At 60.7% G+C, this 17240-nt stretch carries 18 protein-coding genes; 10 read left to right on the plus strand and 8 right to left on the minus strand.

The annotated features are described in order from the left end of the window. The first annotated feature begins 106 nt into the window (after positions 1–106). On the plus strand, positions 107–973 hold the full coding sequence (locus RAE21_RS13435; RefSeq protein ID WP_313881790.1) for a TIGR02285 family protein: 867 nt from the start codon (positions 107–109) through the stop codon (positions 971–973). Here the strand turns inward: RAE21_RS13435 and RAE21_RS13440 are convergent. Next, positions 962–1966, minus strand: coding sequence for a GGDEF domain-containing protein (locus RAE21_RS13440; protein ID WP_313881791.1), 1005 nt, complete (start codon positions 1964–1966; stop codon positions 962–964). The two genes, RAE21_RS13435 and RAE21_RS13440, sit on opposite strands and share 12 nt — an antisense overlap. 75 nt (positions 1967–2041) lie before the next feature. Between RAE21_RS13440 and RAE21_RS13445 the strand changes: the two genes are divergently transcribed. From RAE21_RS13445 to RAE21_RS13455, 3 genes are all read left to right on the plus strand, one after another. After that, the gene (locus tag RAE21_RS13445; protein WP_313881792.1) at positions 2042–2248 is read left to right on the plus strand and encodes a hypothetical protein; all 207 of its coding nucleotides are present in this window, start codon (positions 2042–2044) and stop codon (positions 2246–2248) included. A 140-nt stretch (positions 2249–2388) separates the two neighbouring features. Next, positions 2389–2952 (plus strand): pyridoxamine 5'-phosphate oxidase family protein, encoded by a 564-nt coding sequence (locus tag RAE21_RS13450; RefSeq protein ID WP_313881793.1) that lies wholly within the window; start codon positions 2389–2391, stop codon positions 2950–2952. Positions 2953–3030: 78 nt separating this feature from the next. Further along, positions 3031–3990, plus strand: a complete 960-nt coding sequence (locus tag RAE21_RS13455) for a demethoxyubiquinone hydroxylase family protein (protein ID WP_313881794.1) — start codon at positions 3031–3033, stop codon at positions 3988–3990. Here the strand turns inward: RAE21_RS13455 and RAE21_RS13460 are convergent, their stop codons facing one another. Both RAE21_RS13460 and RAE21_RS13465 read right to left on the minus strand, forming a co-directional pair. After that, positions 3991–4563: a histidine phosphatase family protein gene (locus tag RAE21_RS13460; protein ID WP_313881795.1), complete on the minus strand. Its 573-nt coding sequence runs from the start codon at positions 4561–4563 to the stop codon at positions 3991–3993. A 55-nt stretch (positions 4564–4618) separates the two neighbouring features. After that, positions 4619–5779 carry an HD-GYP domain-containing protein gene (locus tag RAE21_RS13465; RefSeq protein ID WP_313881797.1) on the minus strand — a complete coding sequence of 387 codons (1161 nt, stop codon included), beginning with the start codon at positions 5777–5779 and terminating at the stop codon, positions 4619–4621. A 96-nt stretch (positions 5780–5875) separates the two neighbouring features. Here RAE21_RS13465 and RAE21_RS13470 point away from each other — a divergent pair, with 96 nt between their 5' ends. Both RAE21_RS13470 and RAE21_RS13475 read left to right on the plus strand, forming a co-directional pair. Then, positions 5876–6316, plus strand: a complete 441-nt coding sequence (locus RAE21_RS13470; RefSeq protein ID WP_313881798.1) for an FKBP-type peptidyl-prolyl cis-trans isomerase — start codon at positions 5876–5878, stop codon at positions 6314–6316. 90 nt (positions 6317–6406) lie between these two features. Then, complete coding sequence (locus RAE21_RS13475) at positions 6407–7054, plus strand: response regulator (protein ID WP_313881799.1); 648 nt, start codon at positions 6407–6409, stop codon at positions 7052–7054. A 15-nt stretch (positions 7055–7069) separates the two neighbouring features. Here the strand turns inward: RAE21_RS13475 and RAE21_RS13480 are convergent, their stop codons facing one another. After that, positions 7070–8452 (minus strand): sensor histidine kinase, encoded by a 1383-nt coding sequence (locus RAE21_RS13480; RefSeq protein ID WP_313881800.1) that lies wholly within the window; start codon positions 8450–8452, stop codon positions 7070–7072. A 274-nt stretch (positions 8453–8726) separates the two neighbouring features. Between RAE21_RS13480 and RAE21_RS13485 the strand changes: the two genes are divergently transcribed. Further along, positions 8727–9425, plus strand: coding sequence for a PEP-CTERM sorting domain-containing protein (locus RAE21_RS13485; RefSeq protein ID WP_313881801.1), 699 nt, complete (start codon positions 8727–8729; stop codon positions 9423–9425). Here the strand turns inward: RAE21_RS13485 and RAE21_RS13490 are convergent. The 4 genes from RAE21_RS13490 to RAE21_RS13505 all read right to left on the minus strand — a co-directional run bounded on the left by RAE21_RS13490 (position 9417) and on the right by RAE21_RS13505 (position 13988). After that, positions 9417–10559: a M14 family metallopeptidase gene (locus RAE21_RS13490; RefSeq protein WP_313881802.1), complete on the minus strand. Its 1143-nt coding sequence runs from the start codon at positions 10557–10559 to the stop codon at positions 9417–9419. The two genes, RAE21_RS13485 and RAE21_RS13490, sit on opposite strands and share 9 nt — an antisense overlap. Before the next feature lie 61 nt (positions 10560–10620). Further along, positions 10621–12117 (minus strand): M48 family metalloprotease, encoded by a 1497-nt coding sequence (locus RAE21_RS13495; protein WP_313881803.1) that lies wholly within the window; start codon positions 12115–12117, stop codon positions 10621–10623. A 42-nt stretch (positions 12118–12159) separates the two neighbouring features. After that, complete coding sequence (locus RAE21_RS13500; RefSeq protein WP_313881804.1) at positions 12160–13164, minus strand: sensor domain-containing diguanylate cyclase; 1005 nt, start codon at positions 13162–13164, stop codon at positions 12160–12162. Between the two features lie 23 nt (positions 13165–13187). After that, the gene (locus RAE21_RS13505; protein WP_313874990.1) at positions 13188–13988 is read right to left on the minus strand and encodes an alpha/beta fold hydrolase; all 801 of its coding nucleotides are present in this window, start codon (positions 13986–13988) and stop codon (positions 13188–13190) included. A gap of 152 nt (positions 13989–14140) precedes the next feature. Between RAE21_RS13505 and dbpA the strand changes: the two genes are divergently transcribed. The 3 genes from dbpA to RAE21_RS13520 all read left to right on the plus strand — a co-directional run bounded on the left by dbpA (position 14141) and on the right by RAE21_RS13520 (position 17226). Further along, on the plus strand, positions 14141–15523 hold the full coding sequence (dbpA, locus tag RAE21_RS13510) for an ATP-dependent RNA helicase DbpA (protein ID WP_313881805.1): 1383 nt from the start codon (positions 14141–14143) through the stop codon (positions 15521–15523). 166 nt (positions 15524–15689) lie between these two features. Continuing rightward, entirely contained in the window at positions 15690–15926 is a 237-nt protein-coding gene (locus RAE21_RS13515) for a hypothetical protein (RefSeq protein WP_313874988.1), read from the plus strand. A 103-nt stretch (positions 15927–16029) separates the two neighbouring features. Continuing rightward, entirely contained in the window at positions 16030–17226 is a 1197-nt protein-coding gene (locus tag RAE21_RS13520; protein WP_313881807.1) for an ABC transporter substrate-binding protein, read from the plus strand. Positions 17227–17240 lie beyond the last annotated feature (14 nt).

Consider the following 17240-nt stretch of genomic DNA (forward strand, 5'->3'; position numbering starts at 1 on the left):
GGCGTCGCAAGTCGGTCAGCGCTCGGTGATGACCCTAGCCGCGGCGGGAAGAACTTGGGGTTATGCTGAAGCCAGTCGTTGAAATCCCCAAAAAGACAGAGCATCCATGAACAAGACATCTGCAGCCCTCGCGTGCTGCATCAGTGCGTTGATGCCATGGGCGTCGGCTTGTGCCGAAGACATTACCTGGCTGAGTGCCGACTTCCCGCCTTTGGCGACGTTCGACAAGGACGCCAAGGACATCGGCTACATGAACCTGCTGCTGAAACAGGTGCAACAAGCACTGCCGCAGCATCGCATCCAAGAAGAAGTACTGCCGTGGCCACGGGTCCTGTTTGTTGCCAAAAACGGCGGCGCCTACTGCTCGGCCATGGCAGCCCAGACGCCAGAGCGCGAGTCCTATTTACGCTTTACCGCACCCTATGGCTATGTGTACCCGGTCGGGTTGGTCACCAGGGCCGAAGACCAGAACCAGTTCAAGCGCTTTCTCAACAAAGGGGGCGAAGTCCGCTTGCGAGATCTCTTGGAGCAAAACGACCTGCGTGCGGGGGTCGCGGGTAGCAGGACCTACGGCACCAAGCTTGATGACATGCTCAGGCCCCTGGTGCAATCCAACGCACGCCAGGTCGTTCAGGTGAGTCAGGAAAGCTCGACCAGATCGCTGATCACCATGCTGCAAAAGAAGCGGTTTGACTACACGCTCGCATACCCCGGAGAGGCCGTCTACCACGACAGCGCAATCACCAAACTGCATTTCTATCCGATTGCAGAAAACAGTGCCTTGCTGGCCGGGCGCTTCAGCTGCACCAAGGGCCCGCAGACCGACCAGACATTTGCCGAACTCAACAAACTGGCAACGTCATTTCAGGAGGATTCCGCACTGACTGCCTCCTATGAGAGATGGTTGCCGCCCTATCTGATCAAGCCCTACCGCCAACGGCTGGCCAGCCAATTGAATAGCTCAACACGCTGACAGGCCGACAATAGCTGCCGGGCAAGCTTGGTTGCGCCCCGCTGCCTTGGCGGCATACAGCGCCTGATCAGCCTGGTCGATCACCGCCTCCAGCGACTCGATACCTTGGATGGCTTGTCCTGCCGGGGCACACGCATAGCCCACTGAGAACGTAAAGCGCACATTGCGCCCATCTTTCATGCGCACAGATTGCCTGCCCGCCTCGTCCACCAAGCGCTGGGCAAAGCGGCCTGCCTTTTCGGCAGAGCAGGCATGTAGCAGCACACAGAACTCCTCCCCGCCGTAGCGCACCGCGATGTCTGACAGCCGGGTCCACTGCGACAGCATGCGGGCGGCATGCGCCAGGACCGCGTCTCCACCGGCATGGCCGAAGTTGTCGTTGATGCGCTTGAAGTTGTCCATATCCACCAACACCAGTGCATAGCCCTGCGCTTGCAAGCGGGCCGCCTTGGTGGAGACCACCTCAAAGAAAGCGGTGCGGGTGTAGAGACCCGTCAGGCCATCACGGCGCAAGCGGTCGCGCATCTCAAAGTGCAGGCGCTCACTCACCATCACGACAAACACCACCGTCACCACGGTGAAGTACAAAGCCGCCACGCACAGCGCCACGATCTGCATAGAAGAGTTCGCAACTGTCGACACCTGTACAGCATTCCCGTTCAGTGCCATGCCGGCCCTGACAAAGAACACCAGTGCACCCAGGCCGTGCATCAGATTCAACACCCTTCGCCAATGCGCCCCAAAGCGCCCGGGTGCGCCCCTCACCATCCACGCCGCCAACACCAGCTGAAAACCCATCGCCATCGACATGGAGAAAACCCCGAACTCGGGTGCGGTTTCCAGGAAAAACACCGCCAAAACACCCGACAAGCCGACCGCACTGCTCAAAACCATGCTGCTCAGGGGCGCCGCGACCTTCAAGAGCTTGGCGTAGGCCAGCATGGTGAGTGGCACCACGGCCAACATCGTCAGGTTGGCAAGCAGGTAGGTCAAAACCCAGGGGCCAGTCCCCCGAAAAAAGAACAGGAAAAAAGCAAGCGAAGCCAGAGCCAGACTTGCAGACCACTCATGCAAGCCCAAACGCTTGGAGCCACCGCACCGCGCGAGCAGCGCACAGAGGATGGCGAGACTGAACGCCAGCAGACTGATGGCGAAAACCAAAGTCGCGGCGTCGAGCCGCAGGTGAACCGTCGTGTACAAAACCGCTCCCTGAAAACGGATGGGCTTTCCTCTGCGGGAATGGCCTCGACCTCTCGTGTTGATATCAACGACTGAGCAAATATTGTTCCATGCGCCGAGGGTGGCGGAACTGAAAAATGCTGTTTTTCTGGACTTGCCCCTCCGACTGCAGCCCCAGAGGCGCGCCGATATCATGGGCCCCTCATTTCCAGCACTGCCACCGGCAGCCCAACTCTGTGGACACACCTCTTTTGAGCGAATCGGAGATCCGCCACCGCATTTGGCAGGAGTTGCAGCGCGCGGTACTTGACCGGCACCACGAATGGCGCACGCCTGTGCTGGCCACCCTGGGGGTGGATGGTGCGCCGCAAGCACGCACTGTCGTGTTGCGCCACGCCGATGCGGGGCAAGCTGTGTTGCACATCTACACCGACAGCCGCAGCCCCAAAGTCGCCGAGCTGGAGGCCGTCCCTCAAGTGAGCCTGGTGTTCTGGAGCAAGCGGCTGAGCTGGCAGCTCCGTGTGCGGGCACAAGCCACCGTGCTGCGTAGCGGCCCGGAGGTGGATGCGGTGTGGGCACGTATCAGCACCTCCGCAGCCGCGGGGGATTACCTGTCGGCTCAGGCGCCGGGCGCAGCGCTGGAAGCTGCAGCCGAGGCTTGCGCCGGGAGCCCCGGCGGAGTCCACCACCTCACACTCATCAAGCTTCAGGTGCTTGAGATCGACTGGCTCGAACTCGCGCGAAGCGGCCACCGCCGCGCCAGCCTGACCCAAACCGACTGGACATGGCGGGTGCCCTAAACCCGCGTCGCAAACATGGCCTGCGGCATTGCGCTACAACCGGGGCTGCCAGCATGTTCTGGCGCTCTTGAGCAGCCCATGCCCGCAGCGATCCGCCCCTCTTCCCCGACGCCGTCAACGCCCCCTGAGCACACAGCCTCCTCACCCGCTGAACGCTTGTGCGACGGGCTCACGGTCATGTTCGATGGCTCCTGCCCTCTGTGCAGGCGTGAGATCGGGCTCTACCAGTCCTTAGCGTCTTTGCAACCGGTGCAGTGGCTGGATGTGAGCGAAGTGCACAGTGGGCTGGAGCCTGCAGAGCAAGCGCGTTTGCTGGCACGCTTCCATGTGCGGCAGGCGGACGGGCGCATGCTCAGTGGCGCAGCCGCTTTTGTGTCTTTGTGGCTGGCCATGCCCGGCTGGCGCTGGCTGGGTCGATTAGGGCGGTTACCGGGGGTGACTCCGGTGCTCGAGTGGGCCTATGTCCATTTTTTGCGCATCAGGCCCCATTTGCAACAGTGGGTACGGGCTGCGGAGCTGGCGCACTTGCCCGCCGATATGGTGGCCGACCTGCGCTCGGACCACGCGGGCGAGACCGGCGCCGTTGCGGTGTACCGCGGCATGTTGTGGGCCTCGCGCCACCCCGACATTCAAGAGCTCGCGCGGCGCCACCTGCAGACTGAACAAGAACACCTGGAAGTCATGAACGCCTTGTTGCCGCCCCTGCGCCGCAGCTGGCTGCTACCCCTTTGGCGGCTCGCAGGTTGGGTGACCGGCGCCCTGCCCGCGCTGGCAGGGCCGACTGCGGTGTATGCCACTGTTGCGGCGATCGAGACCTTTGTCGATAGACACTACCAAGACCAACTGGACCGGATTGCAGGCCGACCCGAAGCCGCTACGCTGCAAAGGCTCCTGAGCGATTGCCGCAATGACGAGCAGGAACACCTTGAGGAGGCAAGCAACAAACTGGTCGCAGTACCGGGCTGGGGTGTCAGGGCGTGGTGCAAAGCGATTGGCGCTGGCTCGATGATTGGCGTGTGGCTCACACGGCGCATCTGATCAGGGTGTAAGGCGCCCCGTCACGGCCCAGACGCCATTGCGCCGGCCGAGCACTACTGCCTCGCCGGATGCAGGTACCACGCCGGTAATGGCAGTGATGTTGACTTGGTGGGTTACCACCACTAAGAGCCCCTTGCCCGCCCATGCGTTGAGCAATGCCCGGGCAGCTTGGGTTTGGGCCGGGGCAGCATCCGGCTCACCGAAAAATGAATTAAATGCAGCCTGGTCCACGCGCTGACCCGGGAAAGCGAGGTCGGCGGTTTCACGGGTCCGGCACCATTGGGAGGACCAGACCGCCTCAACGGGCACCGGGAGCTGCCGGAAAAACTTGCCGATGCGCACCGCTTGCGCCCGCCCCTCGTCATTGAGGTTGCGCTGGGTGCTGCAGTCATTCAACACGAATTGCGCAGGGTCGCCCACTCCGGGGGCCAAGGCATGGCGAATCAGCACCACGCTGCCGGGCTTCAACTCTGCTCCAGCACCACTGGCATTTACGGCACCAGCAGCGAATGCCGCGGACCACGCAAGAAACACAAAAAGAAGGCCGCGAAACCAATGCTGCAGATTTTTCATGGGGCCATTTTTTCAGACCCGCTCGCCAACAGCAGGCACGCCCACAAAAGCCCCTTTACGCGTAGTCGTCAGCGACCCGTGCATCCGCAAAACGCAGCTTGATCGACGCCCTTTCGTCCGTGGCGGCCAGCAGCGCCTCGACACAGGTCTTGTCCAGCAAGCCCTTAGCCGCCTCTGCACGCAGCTCGGTGCACACCGCGTCGTCATTCCAAGAGTCCTTGTAGGCACGCCGGTTGCTGAGTGCGTCGTACACGTCCGCCACCGCCACAATGCGTCCCTCCAGGGGAATCTGGTCCATCGTGAGCCCGCGGGGATAACCGGACCCATCACCGCGTTCGTGGTGGGTCGCCACAATGTTGCGCATGACCTGCTCCTGCAGGCTGCCCACCAGCCCCAAGTCCTGGCTGATGCGACGGATGATGCTTTCGCCCATGGGCACATGGCGCTTCATGATCTCGTATTCCTCCGCATCCAACCTGCCGGGCTTGAGCAGGATGTGATCCGGGATTCCCACTTTGCCGATGTCGTGTAGCGGTGAAAACAACTCCAAGTACTCGATGTACTCGTCACTCAGACCGTGGCTCTGCGCCAGGGCATGCGCCATGATGCGCGAGTAATACGCAATGCGCTCCAGGTGCTGACCGGTCTCGAAGTCCCGGGAGCGAGCCATATCCACCGCCACCTGAATCGCGCTCACAATGCCGCGGGCTAAACGGCGTTGCGTCAAAAACAGGTGGGCAATCAGATCGGTGAATTCGACCAACTTCTCCACATCAGCGTCGGTGAATGCATGGAGCTGCTTGGCGTCGTAAAACAGGAAGCCTGCCAATTCATTGCCCTGATAAATGGGCGTGGTCACGCTGGACTGGTAATGGTGGAGCTTGAGCCAGGTGCTGTGGGAAGAAGACTGGAGGTCTCTGGCAATGTCGTGGATCACCCGGGTGCCCCGCTGCCGGGCCAGCTCGCTGAGGGTGGGCACATCGGCCAGTGCGACCTCGTGGTGCAGCGGGCGGCCATCGTCGTGGCTACTGCTGACCAAGGTTTTCAAGAGCCCGGTCTGCACATCGTGAGCGACGACCGCAATCCGGTCCACCACCGCGACGCGCGTGCTGACCAGACGATGAATCATCTCTAATTGAGAGGCAAGCCCTTCACGGGGCGGGGCTTCGACCACATCGTGCGGCGAAAGCGCAGACAAAATGGGGTACAACTTCATGGCAGCCATTGTTGCGCGATATGGGCGCCTTGCGTAAAAATTTGGCAATTCTGTTCTGACACCCATTTGATTTTCAACCTCACTCTACGACCCTCTATGAAAACCAGCCTCCGTATTTCCTGTGTTGCTCTGGCCTTGTTGGCCCAGGGCGCATTTGCCCAAAACGCCATCACGGCAGCCGCTGCCAAAGAAGATGGCGCCGTCGTCACCGCCAGCGGGCTGGTGTACCGCAGCCTCAAAGAAGGCACCGGGGCCAGCCCCAAAGCCACTGACAAAGTGACCGTGCATTACAAAGGCACTTTTCCGGATGGTCGTGAATTCGACAGCTCATACAAACGCGGCCAGCCGATTGATTTCCCGCTCAATGGCGTGATCCCGTGCTGGACCGAGGGTGTGCAGCGCATGAAAACCGGCGGCAAAGCCAAGCTGACCTGTGCGCCGGACATCGCGTACGGTGCCCGCGGCGCGGGTGGCGTGATCCCCCCGAACGCAACGCTGGTGTTTGAGGTGGAGCTGTTGGGTGTGAACGGCAAGTAATTGGCGTGACGGCTGCTCAGACTGGGTCCGCGCGATTTCTAGTTTGAACGGCCACGGAACGGATCACCTGACCGCCGGAACGCTTTTGCCATGTCACCCATCCGCATATTGATTGCTGAAGATCACGCCATGCTCGCAGACGCGTTGCAGATGCTGCTCTCCAGCCAACCCGACATGCACTGCATGGGTGTCGCCCCCAGTGGCCAAGAGGCAGTAGAACTGGCAGCAAACCTTCAGCCCGATATCCTCCTGTTGGATCTTGGAATGCCGGGGCTTGATGGCTTGGGAGTGATGCGAGCGCTCCAAGCCGCAAAGTCTGCAACCCGCACCCTCGTGGTGACTGCACGCATGGACTCTGGCTCGGTAAGGGCGGCACTTGCGCTGGGCGCGGCAGGGTATTTGCCGAAGAACGAGAGCGGTAGCGAACTGCTGCTTGCCATCCGAAGAGTTGCACAGGGTAGACGCTACATCAGCGCTGATATCGCCAGTCTCTTTGTCGATGACGCCGAAACCCAAAATACTGAACACAAGCTCACCAGCAGCGAAACAACCATCCTGCAATTGGTGGGTAACGGCCTGACCAGCAAGGAGATAAGCCTGAAGCTCAACATCAGCGAAGGCACGGTCCGCAAACACCGGGAGAATCTGCGCAACAAGCTCGGTATCCGCAACAGCGCAGAGATGGCCGCCTATGCGATCCGCACACAGAGCGGAACCACCACTTCCGGCGAGCTGTGACGCCATGTGCCGGCATCAGGGAAAGTCTACCGGCACATTTTGGTTGCGGGTACTCACTCCACACAGGGCAAACACGGAACCCCGCCCGGGCGCGCTTCGCAACGTGATGTCTGCCCCCAGGTAAGTGGCTTGTGCCTTGGCGATTGCCAAGCCGAGGCCATGGCTATCGCTGGCCTTGCGGTCGTCAAAACTGCGATAAGCATCAAACAAGTACGCCTGTTGCGCCAGTGGTATGCCACACCCACTGTCTCGAACCTCAATACACAGTTGCCCGCCTTCGCGGTACAGAGTCCTGCGACGCACACCTACGTACACCACACCCGCACCCGTGTGCTTGATGGCATTGCTGATGAGATTTTGCAAAATCGATTCGAGCATCCGCCGATCCACCCACACCGACTTGCAACGCAGACTGTCCAAATTTGCAAAGCGCAAACGGATCCCTTTCGCAGCAGCCTGATGTTCAAACAGCGCAAGCAACCCGGCAAATAGCCCCGCCAGAGACACCTGCTCTATATGCAGTCGCAGCGCACCAGACTCCAGACGCGACAGCTCGAGCAAGCGACTGACCTGCCCGTGAAGTTCGCTGAGGGCTTTTTCCATTTTTGGAGTCACGCTCTCCAGAACGCTGACCTTATCTGGAGGCTCTGTATGCCGCAAAACGCCAAGGTACAAACCGATCGCACGTATCGGCTGCTTGAGATCGTGACTCACGCCGGCCAAGAACAGTGACTTGGTTTTGGACGCGCTCTCTGCGGCAGCTTTGCGCTCGCCCAAGTCCGCAATCAACTGCTGATTTTCGAAGCGAAGCCGGATCGACTCCCGATGCATTCGATTCGCTGCATACGCATATTGTGAGGTGACGACCAGAAACAGCACGTTCAAACCGACCAGCATGAAGTGCTCTTCGCTACCTGCGCGAATCAGCAAAAACAAATAGGGCAGATGCGTGGAAAGGACAAACAAGAAAAAAGTCGGCAGGTACACCGAGGTCGGCACCACGGCTCCCACAACGATCACCGTCATATACGTCGCAAGAACCATCATCGTGACGGGATCTTGCGCATCAAAGTACAAACAGGCGAACACGCCGGATACAGCCCCCGTCGGCACTGACAGCCACGCGTATTGATGCAGGATCTTTTTGTGCACGCCATGCTCATGGAGCCGCCTGCGCATCCGCGCCTCAATCCAGACGCGCACACCAACCGTTGCAAGAGTCCAGACCGTCCAGAGTGCGATCAGCCAAACAGCTGCTTTGCCTAGCAGCAACCCGACACACACCACGACCAAGAGAAGTGCACCTGTAATCGGAAACGGCAAATCAACCAGCAAATGCCGAGCGAAGGCCTGCTCCTGGAAAGCCTGGAGAGTCATTGCCTGCGCTTGTCGGGTCATGGAGCTCAGCCTCTTGCGAGTAAGGGGATGTGTTGCAGATTCTTATCAATCGACAAGACAAGCACAACGTGCCCAGCGTTGAATTCCATGCAATTTCTACCGGCATAGTCCGACCGGACTAACAGCAAGCTCATCCATTCGTTTCATACGCACTTGTGCGTATGAAACCGACGCCGTCTACGCATGCAGGCGCATTGCGACCCGCCATTGCAACTTTTAGTCTCCCGTCATCAACCACTGTCGCGCAAAACTCGACAACACACAAGGAGCCCCAATGTCAGCTATCCAGTCCATCTTCCAAAGAACGATTGCACTCACTCTCCTCCTGTGGCTGAGCACTACGGCACAGGCTGCAGTCGGCTCACCCTTGACGGTTTACACCGATCAGGCCAGCTTTTTGAATGCAACCGGCCCCGTTCAGGCGGAAACTTTTAACGCCCTCACAGTGGATCAACCTGCCAACAACCTAGACCTCGGGGCCTTCACAGCGCACAACAGCATTTCTGTGGATGCGCCCAACCTCAGTTACAGCGTGGATGGGAGCAGTAACCTGTTTGTGAACACCACATACACGTGGGCGGATTTGGTTTTCGACAGACCGGTCGTTGCTTTTGGAGCCTGGTTCGCAGGCATGAACCCGACCGGTCGGCCCTACTCCAGCATCCGGGTTGACGCAGCCGGCTTGGCAGGCTACGGCTCGTACAGCCTCCTCGGTAGCTACCTGCCACCGACAGCCCCCATAGGCACTTTGCAGTTCATCGGCTTCACGTCAAGCCAGGCGTTTAACCGCATTGTTTTTGAAGGCGCCCTTTGCTGCAGCAGCAGCTTCGCTATGGACAACGTGGTGTACACAGAAGCACTGGCTCCGGTACCTGAACCCGAAACCTATGCCCTGCTGCTGGCAGGCTTGGGGCTGATGGGTGCCGCCGTGCGCCGGCAGAACCGCATGGGCACTAACCGGGCTCTAGACTGACCACTGCAACAAAGGCTGCAGCACGCTGGCCCCCAGCTTCTTGGAGCGCTGGCCGCTCCAACCGGTGGCGGGGTCGGGCAGGTTGACGTTGTCTTTGAAGGGCATCTCGATCGTCAGGGCCATGCAACCGAATCGCTGGGCAATCCAGTTGGTGGCCAGGGACAAGTTGGCCTGGCCGGCCGGCACCCGGCCGTAGTTGAGGGTGTCCTGGAAGTCGGGGCAGGCGCGCATCCAGTCGGTTTTGAAGTCGTCTTCCAGCTCCGCAATGCGCGGGGTGTAACCCGGTGTGCCCTCAGAGCCGACCACGAAGTTGCAAGGCAGCGCCTCGTCACCGTGCACGTCCAGGCACAGATCCACGCCGGCCGACTCCATGGCTTGGCGCACCAGCGCGACTTCGGGTGAGCGCTCCATGCTGGGAGCCGCCCACTCGCGGTTCAGGTTGGCGCCGGCGGCATTGGTGCGCAGGTTACCCAGCACCGCGCCATCCGGATTCATGTGGGGCACCACATAGAAGTTGCAGCGCTGCAATAACGTGCGGCTTACCGAGTCATCCGCATCCAGCAAGCGCTCCAGAAAGCCTTCGATGAACCACTCCGCCATCGTCTCGCCGGGGTGCTGGCGGGCAATGAGCCACACATTCTTTTTGTCGACCTCCTGAAGTTGGGTATGGGGGTCTGCGATACGCAGCAGGCTCATATCGCGCCCCTGCACGGTGCTGCCCAATCGCTGCAGGGTGACTAGCGGAGAAGCGCTCGCCGCAGCCAGCAAGTCGAGATGCTGCTCGTAAGAGTAAGGCTCGAAATACGCGAAGTAAATGGCATTGCTCTGCGGTGTGACGCGGGCAGTCATCACGGTGCCGTCGTAGTGGGTGTCTATGCGACGCCAGTGCTGACGGTCTTCGCTAGCCAGCACCTGGTAGCCCTCCCAGCCTCTGGGGTAGGCGGATTCGGAGGCATTCATGAACCGCAAAGTCGCCGCCTGACCCGCTGCACCCTGCAGGCAAAAGTAAAACCACTGGGCGAACTCGGCAGCCGTGTCGGGGCGGATGCGCAGTTGGATGTCGTGCGCCACATCCGCACGCACCACCTCAATGGCACCGGCATCGAACTGCGAGGAAATAGAGAGTTGGGGCATGGTCAAAATGGGCGTTAGCGCTCGCAGAATATGCGCGATACGCTCCTAAAAATATAGCAATTTACTTGGGAACCACAACCTTGACCAGCTGACCCACCGTAGGCTCACCGCCGCCGTAGTAGCCGTTGATAAGGCGCAACTGTTGCTCGGGCCGCGCAATCGGCGAGTTTTTGGCCAACTCAGCGAACCCGCCCTTGGGGTACGGCGCCGTCTTGATGACCCATGGCCGGGCCGCGGCGCGGTCTTGGGCGGTCAGGGCGCGAAAGCTGCCCTCGGCCTCGCGCAAACCTGCGCGCGCACGGGCCAGGGCATTGGCATCCTTGGCCGTGGATTGCAGCAGATACACCCGGTCGCCGGGGCCGGTAATCACTGTGGCCTCCACCGGCACGCTGCTGCCGTTGGCACCTGCCCGCGCACCGGTGAAACGGGAGGCTTGAAGCCCGTTGATGGTGGTGGGCTCCAAGCGGCCCTGTGTAGGCTTGAGCAGGTTGCGGACCACATCGGCCGGCGCCTTGCCAGCCGCCGCGGGCACTACGCGCACCAGCAGCGCAGCGTCGCGGGCGGTGTTGATAAAGGCGAGTTGCTCCGGCTCGTTTTGCACATACCAGCCCGCCGGTGCGGTAAGAGCCAAACCAAGAGGCTCATGGTAGAAGTTCTGACCCCGCACCAACCCCTGGTCGGGGCTGTCACCAAAGTTCATGCTTTGGATGGCCTGCAGGTAGCGGTTGCGGCCATCATCGTCATAACGCTCACGGGTCTGGTACTGCGCGGCCAGGCGGCTGATCGTTTCCAAGCGCTGGTCGTTGCTGGGGTGGGAGGACAACCAATCGCCCTTGACGGGTACGGGGCGCCCTTCAGCTTTGGCCTGGTCTGCGGCAAACAGCTCCTGGTTTTTCAAGACCTTGATCACGTCAATCATGTTGCGCGGGTCATAGCGGGTGCGAAACAGGTACTCCGCCCCCAAGCCATCCGCCTGCAACTCTTGCTCACGACCGTACGAGGCGATATAGCCTGCCGCCACGTTTTGAGAGACCTGCCCTGCCAGTTGCCCTGCACCGGCGACGCCGTAAGCCTCTGCCACCGCACCCAGCACGCTGGCGGCCAACACACCGAGCCCAGCGTTTTGCTGGCTGGTAGCCCGCTGGGCGCCATGGCGTGCGGTCACGTGACCGATTTCATGGCCGATCACACCGGCAAGGTCGGCCTCGCTGTCCATGTACGCCATGATGCCGCGCGTGACATAGACATAGCCGCCGGGCAGTGCAAAGGCATTGATCTCCGGGCTGTCCAGCACCGTAAAACGCCACTGCAACTGGCTGCGATGGCTTTGCCCCGCCAGGCGCTGCCCCAGAGCATTGACATACGACTGCAACGCGGGGTTGTTCACCACGCCATATTCCTGCAACACCTCTTGGTGGCCTTTGGCACCCTCGGCGACTTCGGCCTCTTCGCTCATCGCCGAGCGCTCTGTTTGCCCCGTGACCGGGTTGACGACATTGGTGCCACAGGCCACCAGCAATGCGCTGCTGACCAGCGCTGTAACCATCCAAGAACGCATGCACCACCTCGTTTGAACGCGCTTGCGCGCTGTCCGACAATTTTAGGAGAGTCCTACGGAGCTTGTATGCCACTCGGTGCGGTCCCGTCCGGCTGCTTTCGCACGGTAGAGCGCCAAGTCGGCCTGATGCAGCAAGCGGCTCAAAAACACCATATCCCGTTCTTTGTGCAGGGTGTGCTGGGCGCACACCACACCAATGCTGACCGTAATGGATTTGTTGTCCACCAGCACCTGTTTCACCATCGCGTGTGCGCGCGTGGCGACAGAGCGGGCGCCATCCGGCGTGGCTCCCGGCAGCCAGATGGCGAACTCTTCACCGCCGTAGCGCACCACCAGGTCGCTGCCCCGGCGGCTGGCCTGCAGTTGCTGGGCCAATTGCTGCAACACCCGGTCGCCCTCGTCATGGCCATGGGTGTCATTGACGCGCTTGAAATGGTCCACATCCACCATCATCAGGGCGGCGGGAGTACCGATCGGCGTTTGGCTCTGCCAATGCGCCACGGCTCGCTCCAGGGCCCGGCGGTTACCCAGTCGGGTCAGGGGGTCTGTTTCACTCAGGGTCGACAGCTCGCGGTTTTCAGACTCCACCGCCTCTGTGCGTTGCGCCAACTGCGCGTGCAAGGTCCGCAACTCCGAGTTCGCCACCGACAACTCGGTGGCCAAGCGCTGCGCACGGCCGCGTGCCTCGAGCAACTCAGCCTCAAAACGGCTGCGCTCGCGGGCCACATAAAACACCCAAAAAATACACTCTTGTTCGTTCCACAGGCCATGGCGCGCATTCACCATGACCGGCACTTGCTCCTGGGTGTGGGTATTCAAGTGCAGATACATCTCTTGCACCATGCGGTGGCGTAGCATCATGGGCCAGACATGGGTTTGCAGAAAGATGCGACTGGAGCCGGGCATCAACGCATCGATATACCGCCCCGCCCAACTGGAGGTGTCGCCCCCAACCAGCGCCAGCAAATCAAGATTCGCCTCTTTGATGTGACCAAACGCGTCCGTCACCAGCACAGGGCTGGGCAGCAGGTCTAGATAAGGTTTCAAAGAGTCGCCAATGTGGGTGAGTGTCAGGCCGGCAAATAGTTGCGCATCGCATCTATTACCAGTTGCGGGTGCGACATATGACTGCAATGCCCCACCACATCAAGCACCTGCAAGGTGCTGTTGCGCAAGTGGCTGTGCAAATATTCGCCCACCTCCACAGGTGCCAGGGCGTCGTGCCGGTGCTGCAGGATCAGGCTGGGGCAATCCACGTATTGCAGGTCCGCACGGTTGTCGGCGTAAAAGGTGGCCTCCGCAAAAATGCGGGCCATGATCGGATCGGTCGAGCAAAAGCTGTCTGCCAATTCACTGGCGACCGGACCGCCATTGCTTTCACCTGAGATCACGGGCGTCAGGTAGTTCGCCCATCCGATGTAGTTTTGATCCATCAATGCCAACAGACCGTCGAGGTCGGTGCGCTCGAAGCCACCCACGTAGTCAGGCAGGTGGTTCACGAAACACGGGGAAGGCCCGACCATGATCAGCCGCTCAAACAAACCGGGACGGGCGATCGACGCCAACATGCCAATCGAGCAACTCACCGAGTGGCCCACAAAGGTAACGCCACTGGTCAGATCCAGCGCCTCACAGACATCAAGAACGTCACGGGCATAGCCATTGAGCGTGCTGTAACGGCGGTGGTCAAAGTCCATGACTGAAGACGCGCCACTGCCCACATAGTCAAACAGCACGACCCGGTAACCCTCGAGGAAGGCCGGCGCAACCTGCGACCACATGTTCTGGTTGCACCCGAAACCATGGGCGAAGAGCAGCACTTTGTCGCCTTCGCCCGTTACTTTGACGTTGTTCCGCTTGAGTATGTCCATGTTTTTTCGCCTCGCGCTGCTGCCAAAATCGTGGGCGGAGTCTAAAACATTGTCCAAGCTGTGCGGAAAAATTGTTGAAGTTTCAAGGGCATTCAGCCCGGAGCCCTGGCCCCAGAGTAGGGCTGCGAGGGGGTACCCCCGATAATCGGCAGATGACTGCTTTCTCTACTCTCCCCCTCGCACCTGCCACGCTGGCCAATTTGCAACAGCTGGGCTTTGATGCCATGACGCCCATCCAGGCTGCCAGCCTGCCGGTGGCGCTGGCCGGCAAAGACCTGATTGCCCAAGCCCAGACAGGTAGCGGCAAGACCGCTGCGTTTGCTTTGCCGCTGCTGGCCAAGCTCAACCCGCGCTGGTTTGCGGTGCAGGCCATGGTGCTCTGCCCCACCCGGGAACTGGCAGACCAAGTGACTGTCGAGATCCGCCGCCTGGCCCGCGCGCAAGACAACATCAAGGTTGTCACCCTGTGTGGCGGCGTGGCTACCCGCGGCCAGCGTGCCAGCTTGGAGAACGGCGCCCACATCGTGGTGGGGACGCCCGGCCGCATCATGGACTTGCTGGAGCGCGAATACCTCACCCTGGAAGGCCTGAACACCCTGGTGCTGGACGAGGCAGACCGCATGCTCGACATGGGTTTTCTGGACGACATCACCACGGTGGTGCGCCAGTGCCCGCCAAACCGGCAGACCTTGCTGTTCTCGGCCACCTACCCCGAAGGCATTGAAAAGCTGGCCAAGCAGTTCATGCAAGACCCGCAGCAAATCAAAGTGGCCGCCCCCGTGGCCGACAGCACGATTGAGCAGCGCTTTTTCGAGGTAGACCGCGAGTCGCGTTTCACCGCAGTCAGCAGCATCCTCAACCATTTCCGCCCGGTGAGCACCATCGCGTTTTGCAACACCAAGCAGCAATGCAACGAGCTGGTGGACAAGCTGGTCGAAGACGGCTTTGTCGCCCAGGCCCTGCACGGCGACCTGGACCAGCGCGAGCGCGACCAAGTGCTGGCCCAGTTTGCAAACCGCAGCTGCTCGGTGCTGGTAGCCACCGATGTGGCCTCCCGCGGGCTGGATGTGAAAGAGCTGGACATTGTGATCAACGTGGACATCACGCCCGACCCCGAAGTGCATGTGCACCGCATCGGCCGCACCGGCCGTGCCGGTGAAAAAGGCCTGGCCCTGAGCCTGGCCAGCATGCGCGAGATGGGCGCGGTCGGCAAGATCGAGCAGTACCAGAACGCGCCCTCCGTATGGCACAAGCTCGATGAGCTCACCCCGGCGGGCTCAGGCCGGCTGTTGCCACCCATGATCACGGTGCAGATCGCCGGTGGCCGCAAAGAAAAAATTCGGGCCGGTGATGTGCTGGGCGCCCTGACCAACGAAGAAGGCGGCCCCGCCTTCACCCGCGAGCAGATCGGCAAGATCCAGGTCACCGAATACTGCACCTTCGTAGCGGTCGCCCGCGATGTTGCCCAGCAGGCTTGCAACAAACTCAATGCCGGGCGCGTCAAAGGCAAAAGCGTGCGCGCACGCCTGCTGTAAATCCAAAGCAGCGCCCCCACAGCGGCATTGCCTAGGGGCGCTTCTTGTAGGGGAAATTCCTACACGCTTTACAGCGCACGCCTGACTCCATTTTTTGGAACAGGTGACTACAGTTCTCCTAAGCGCCAAACCTTTCTACGGCGCAATCCATAGACGGAGAACTGCCATGAAAAACACTGCCACCGACCTCAACCCCTTCAGCCTGATGATGGAGCCCGAACTGGTGCTGCAAACCATGGAGCGCTCACAACAACTGCGCGGCCTGCGCCGCCACAAGCTGCGCCCCCTGGACAAGCCCCTGATTCCGTACACCAAAGAAGCACTGGCTGCCCGCGCTGCCTTTGATGCCGCCATCGACGCGGAAGACTTCGAAGCCCACGCAGACAGCTTCCTGCTGAACTAAACCCCACTTTGCGGGGCTTGTGCTTTCTGCACCGGTGCAGCAGAAAGCCAGGGGTGTTGGGCCGATAATGAAACGGTCCACCCCTCCACAAGGAAAGTTTGCAATGCACCTGCCCCGTTTTGCCCCGTCCCGCCTGGTTTTGACCGCCGCTCTGGCTGCCGCAGCAGCAGGTGCCTGGGCCCAATCGACCGACCCCGTGCGCGTCGGCTTGCTCAGCACCTTGTCCGGCCCCGGCGCCGGTTTGGGCGTGGATATCCGTGACGGCTTCCAACTCGCCGTGAAACTCAACGGCGGCAAGCTCGGTGGCCGCCCTGCCGAAGTCATCGTGGCAGACGACCAAGCCAACCCGGAAGTCGGCCGCCAAACCGCTGACCGCCTGATCAAGCGCGACAAAGTCGACTTCATGACCGGCATCGTGTTCTCCAACGTCATGTTGGCCGTGGGCACCCCCACCTTCCAATCCAAGACTTTCTACATCAGCGCCAACGCCGGTCCCTCGCAATATGCGGGCGAGCAGTGCAGTCCTTACTTCTTCAGTGCCTCGTACCAGAACGACAACATGCACGAAGCTGTGGGCAAGACCGTTACCGATAAAGGCTTCAAGCGCGTGGCGCTGATCGCCCCCAACTACCCCGCGGGCAAAGATGCCCTCACCGGCTTCAAGCGTTTCTACAAAGGCGAAATCGCCTCTGAAACCTACACCGCCCTTAACCAGCTGGACTACGGCGCCGAGCTCTCCAAGCTCCGCGCCACCAAGCCGGACGCGGTGTACATCTTCCTGCCCGGCGGCCTGGGCATCAACTTCATCAAGCAATTTGTAGGCGCTGGCCTGTCCAAAGACATCACCCTGTTCGGTCCCGGCTTCTCGGGCGATGAGGACGTGATCAAGGCGGTCGGCGAGCCCATGCTGGGCATGTTCAACACCTCCCAGTGGGGCCACGACATGGACAACGCAGCCAACAAGAAGTTTGTGGCCGAGTTTGAGAAGGAATACGGCCGCCTGCCCACCCTGTACGCCGCACAAGGCTATGACGCTGCCCGCCTGATGGATGCCGGCGTGCGCGACAGCAAAGGTAAGCTGGACGACAAAGCCGCCGTCAAAAAGGCCCTGGAAGCCGCCAAATTCGACTCAGTGCGTGGCGCCTTCAAGTTCAACACCAACCACTTCCCCATCCAGGACTACTACCTGCGCGTCATTACCCGCGACACCAAGGGCCGCATCACCAACCGCACTTTGGGCACGGTGTTCAAAAGCCACGCCGACGCCTACGCCACCAATTGCAAGATGCCCGGCCTCTAAGGCCTGACGCACGC

The organism is Rhodoferax potami (genome assembly GCF_032193765.1).
GTDB lineage: Bacteria > Pseudomonadota > Gammaproteobacteria > Burkholderiales > Burkholderiaceae_C > Allorhodoferax > Allorhodoferax potami.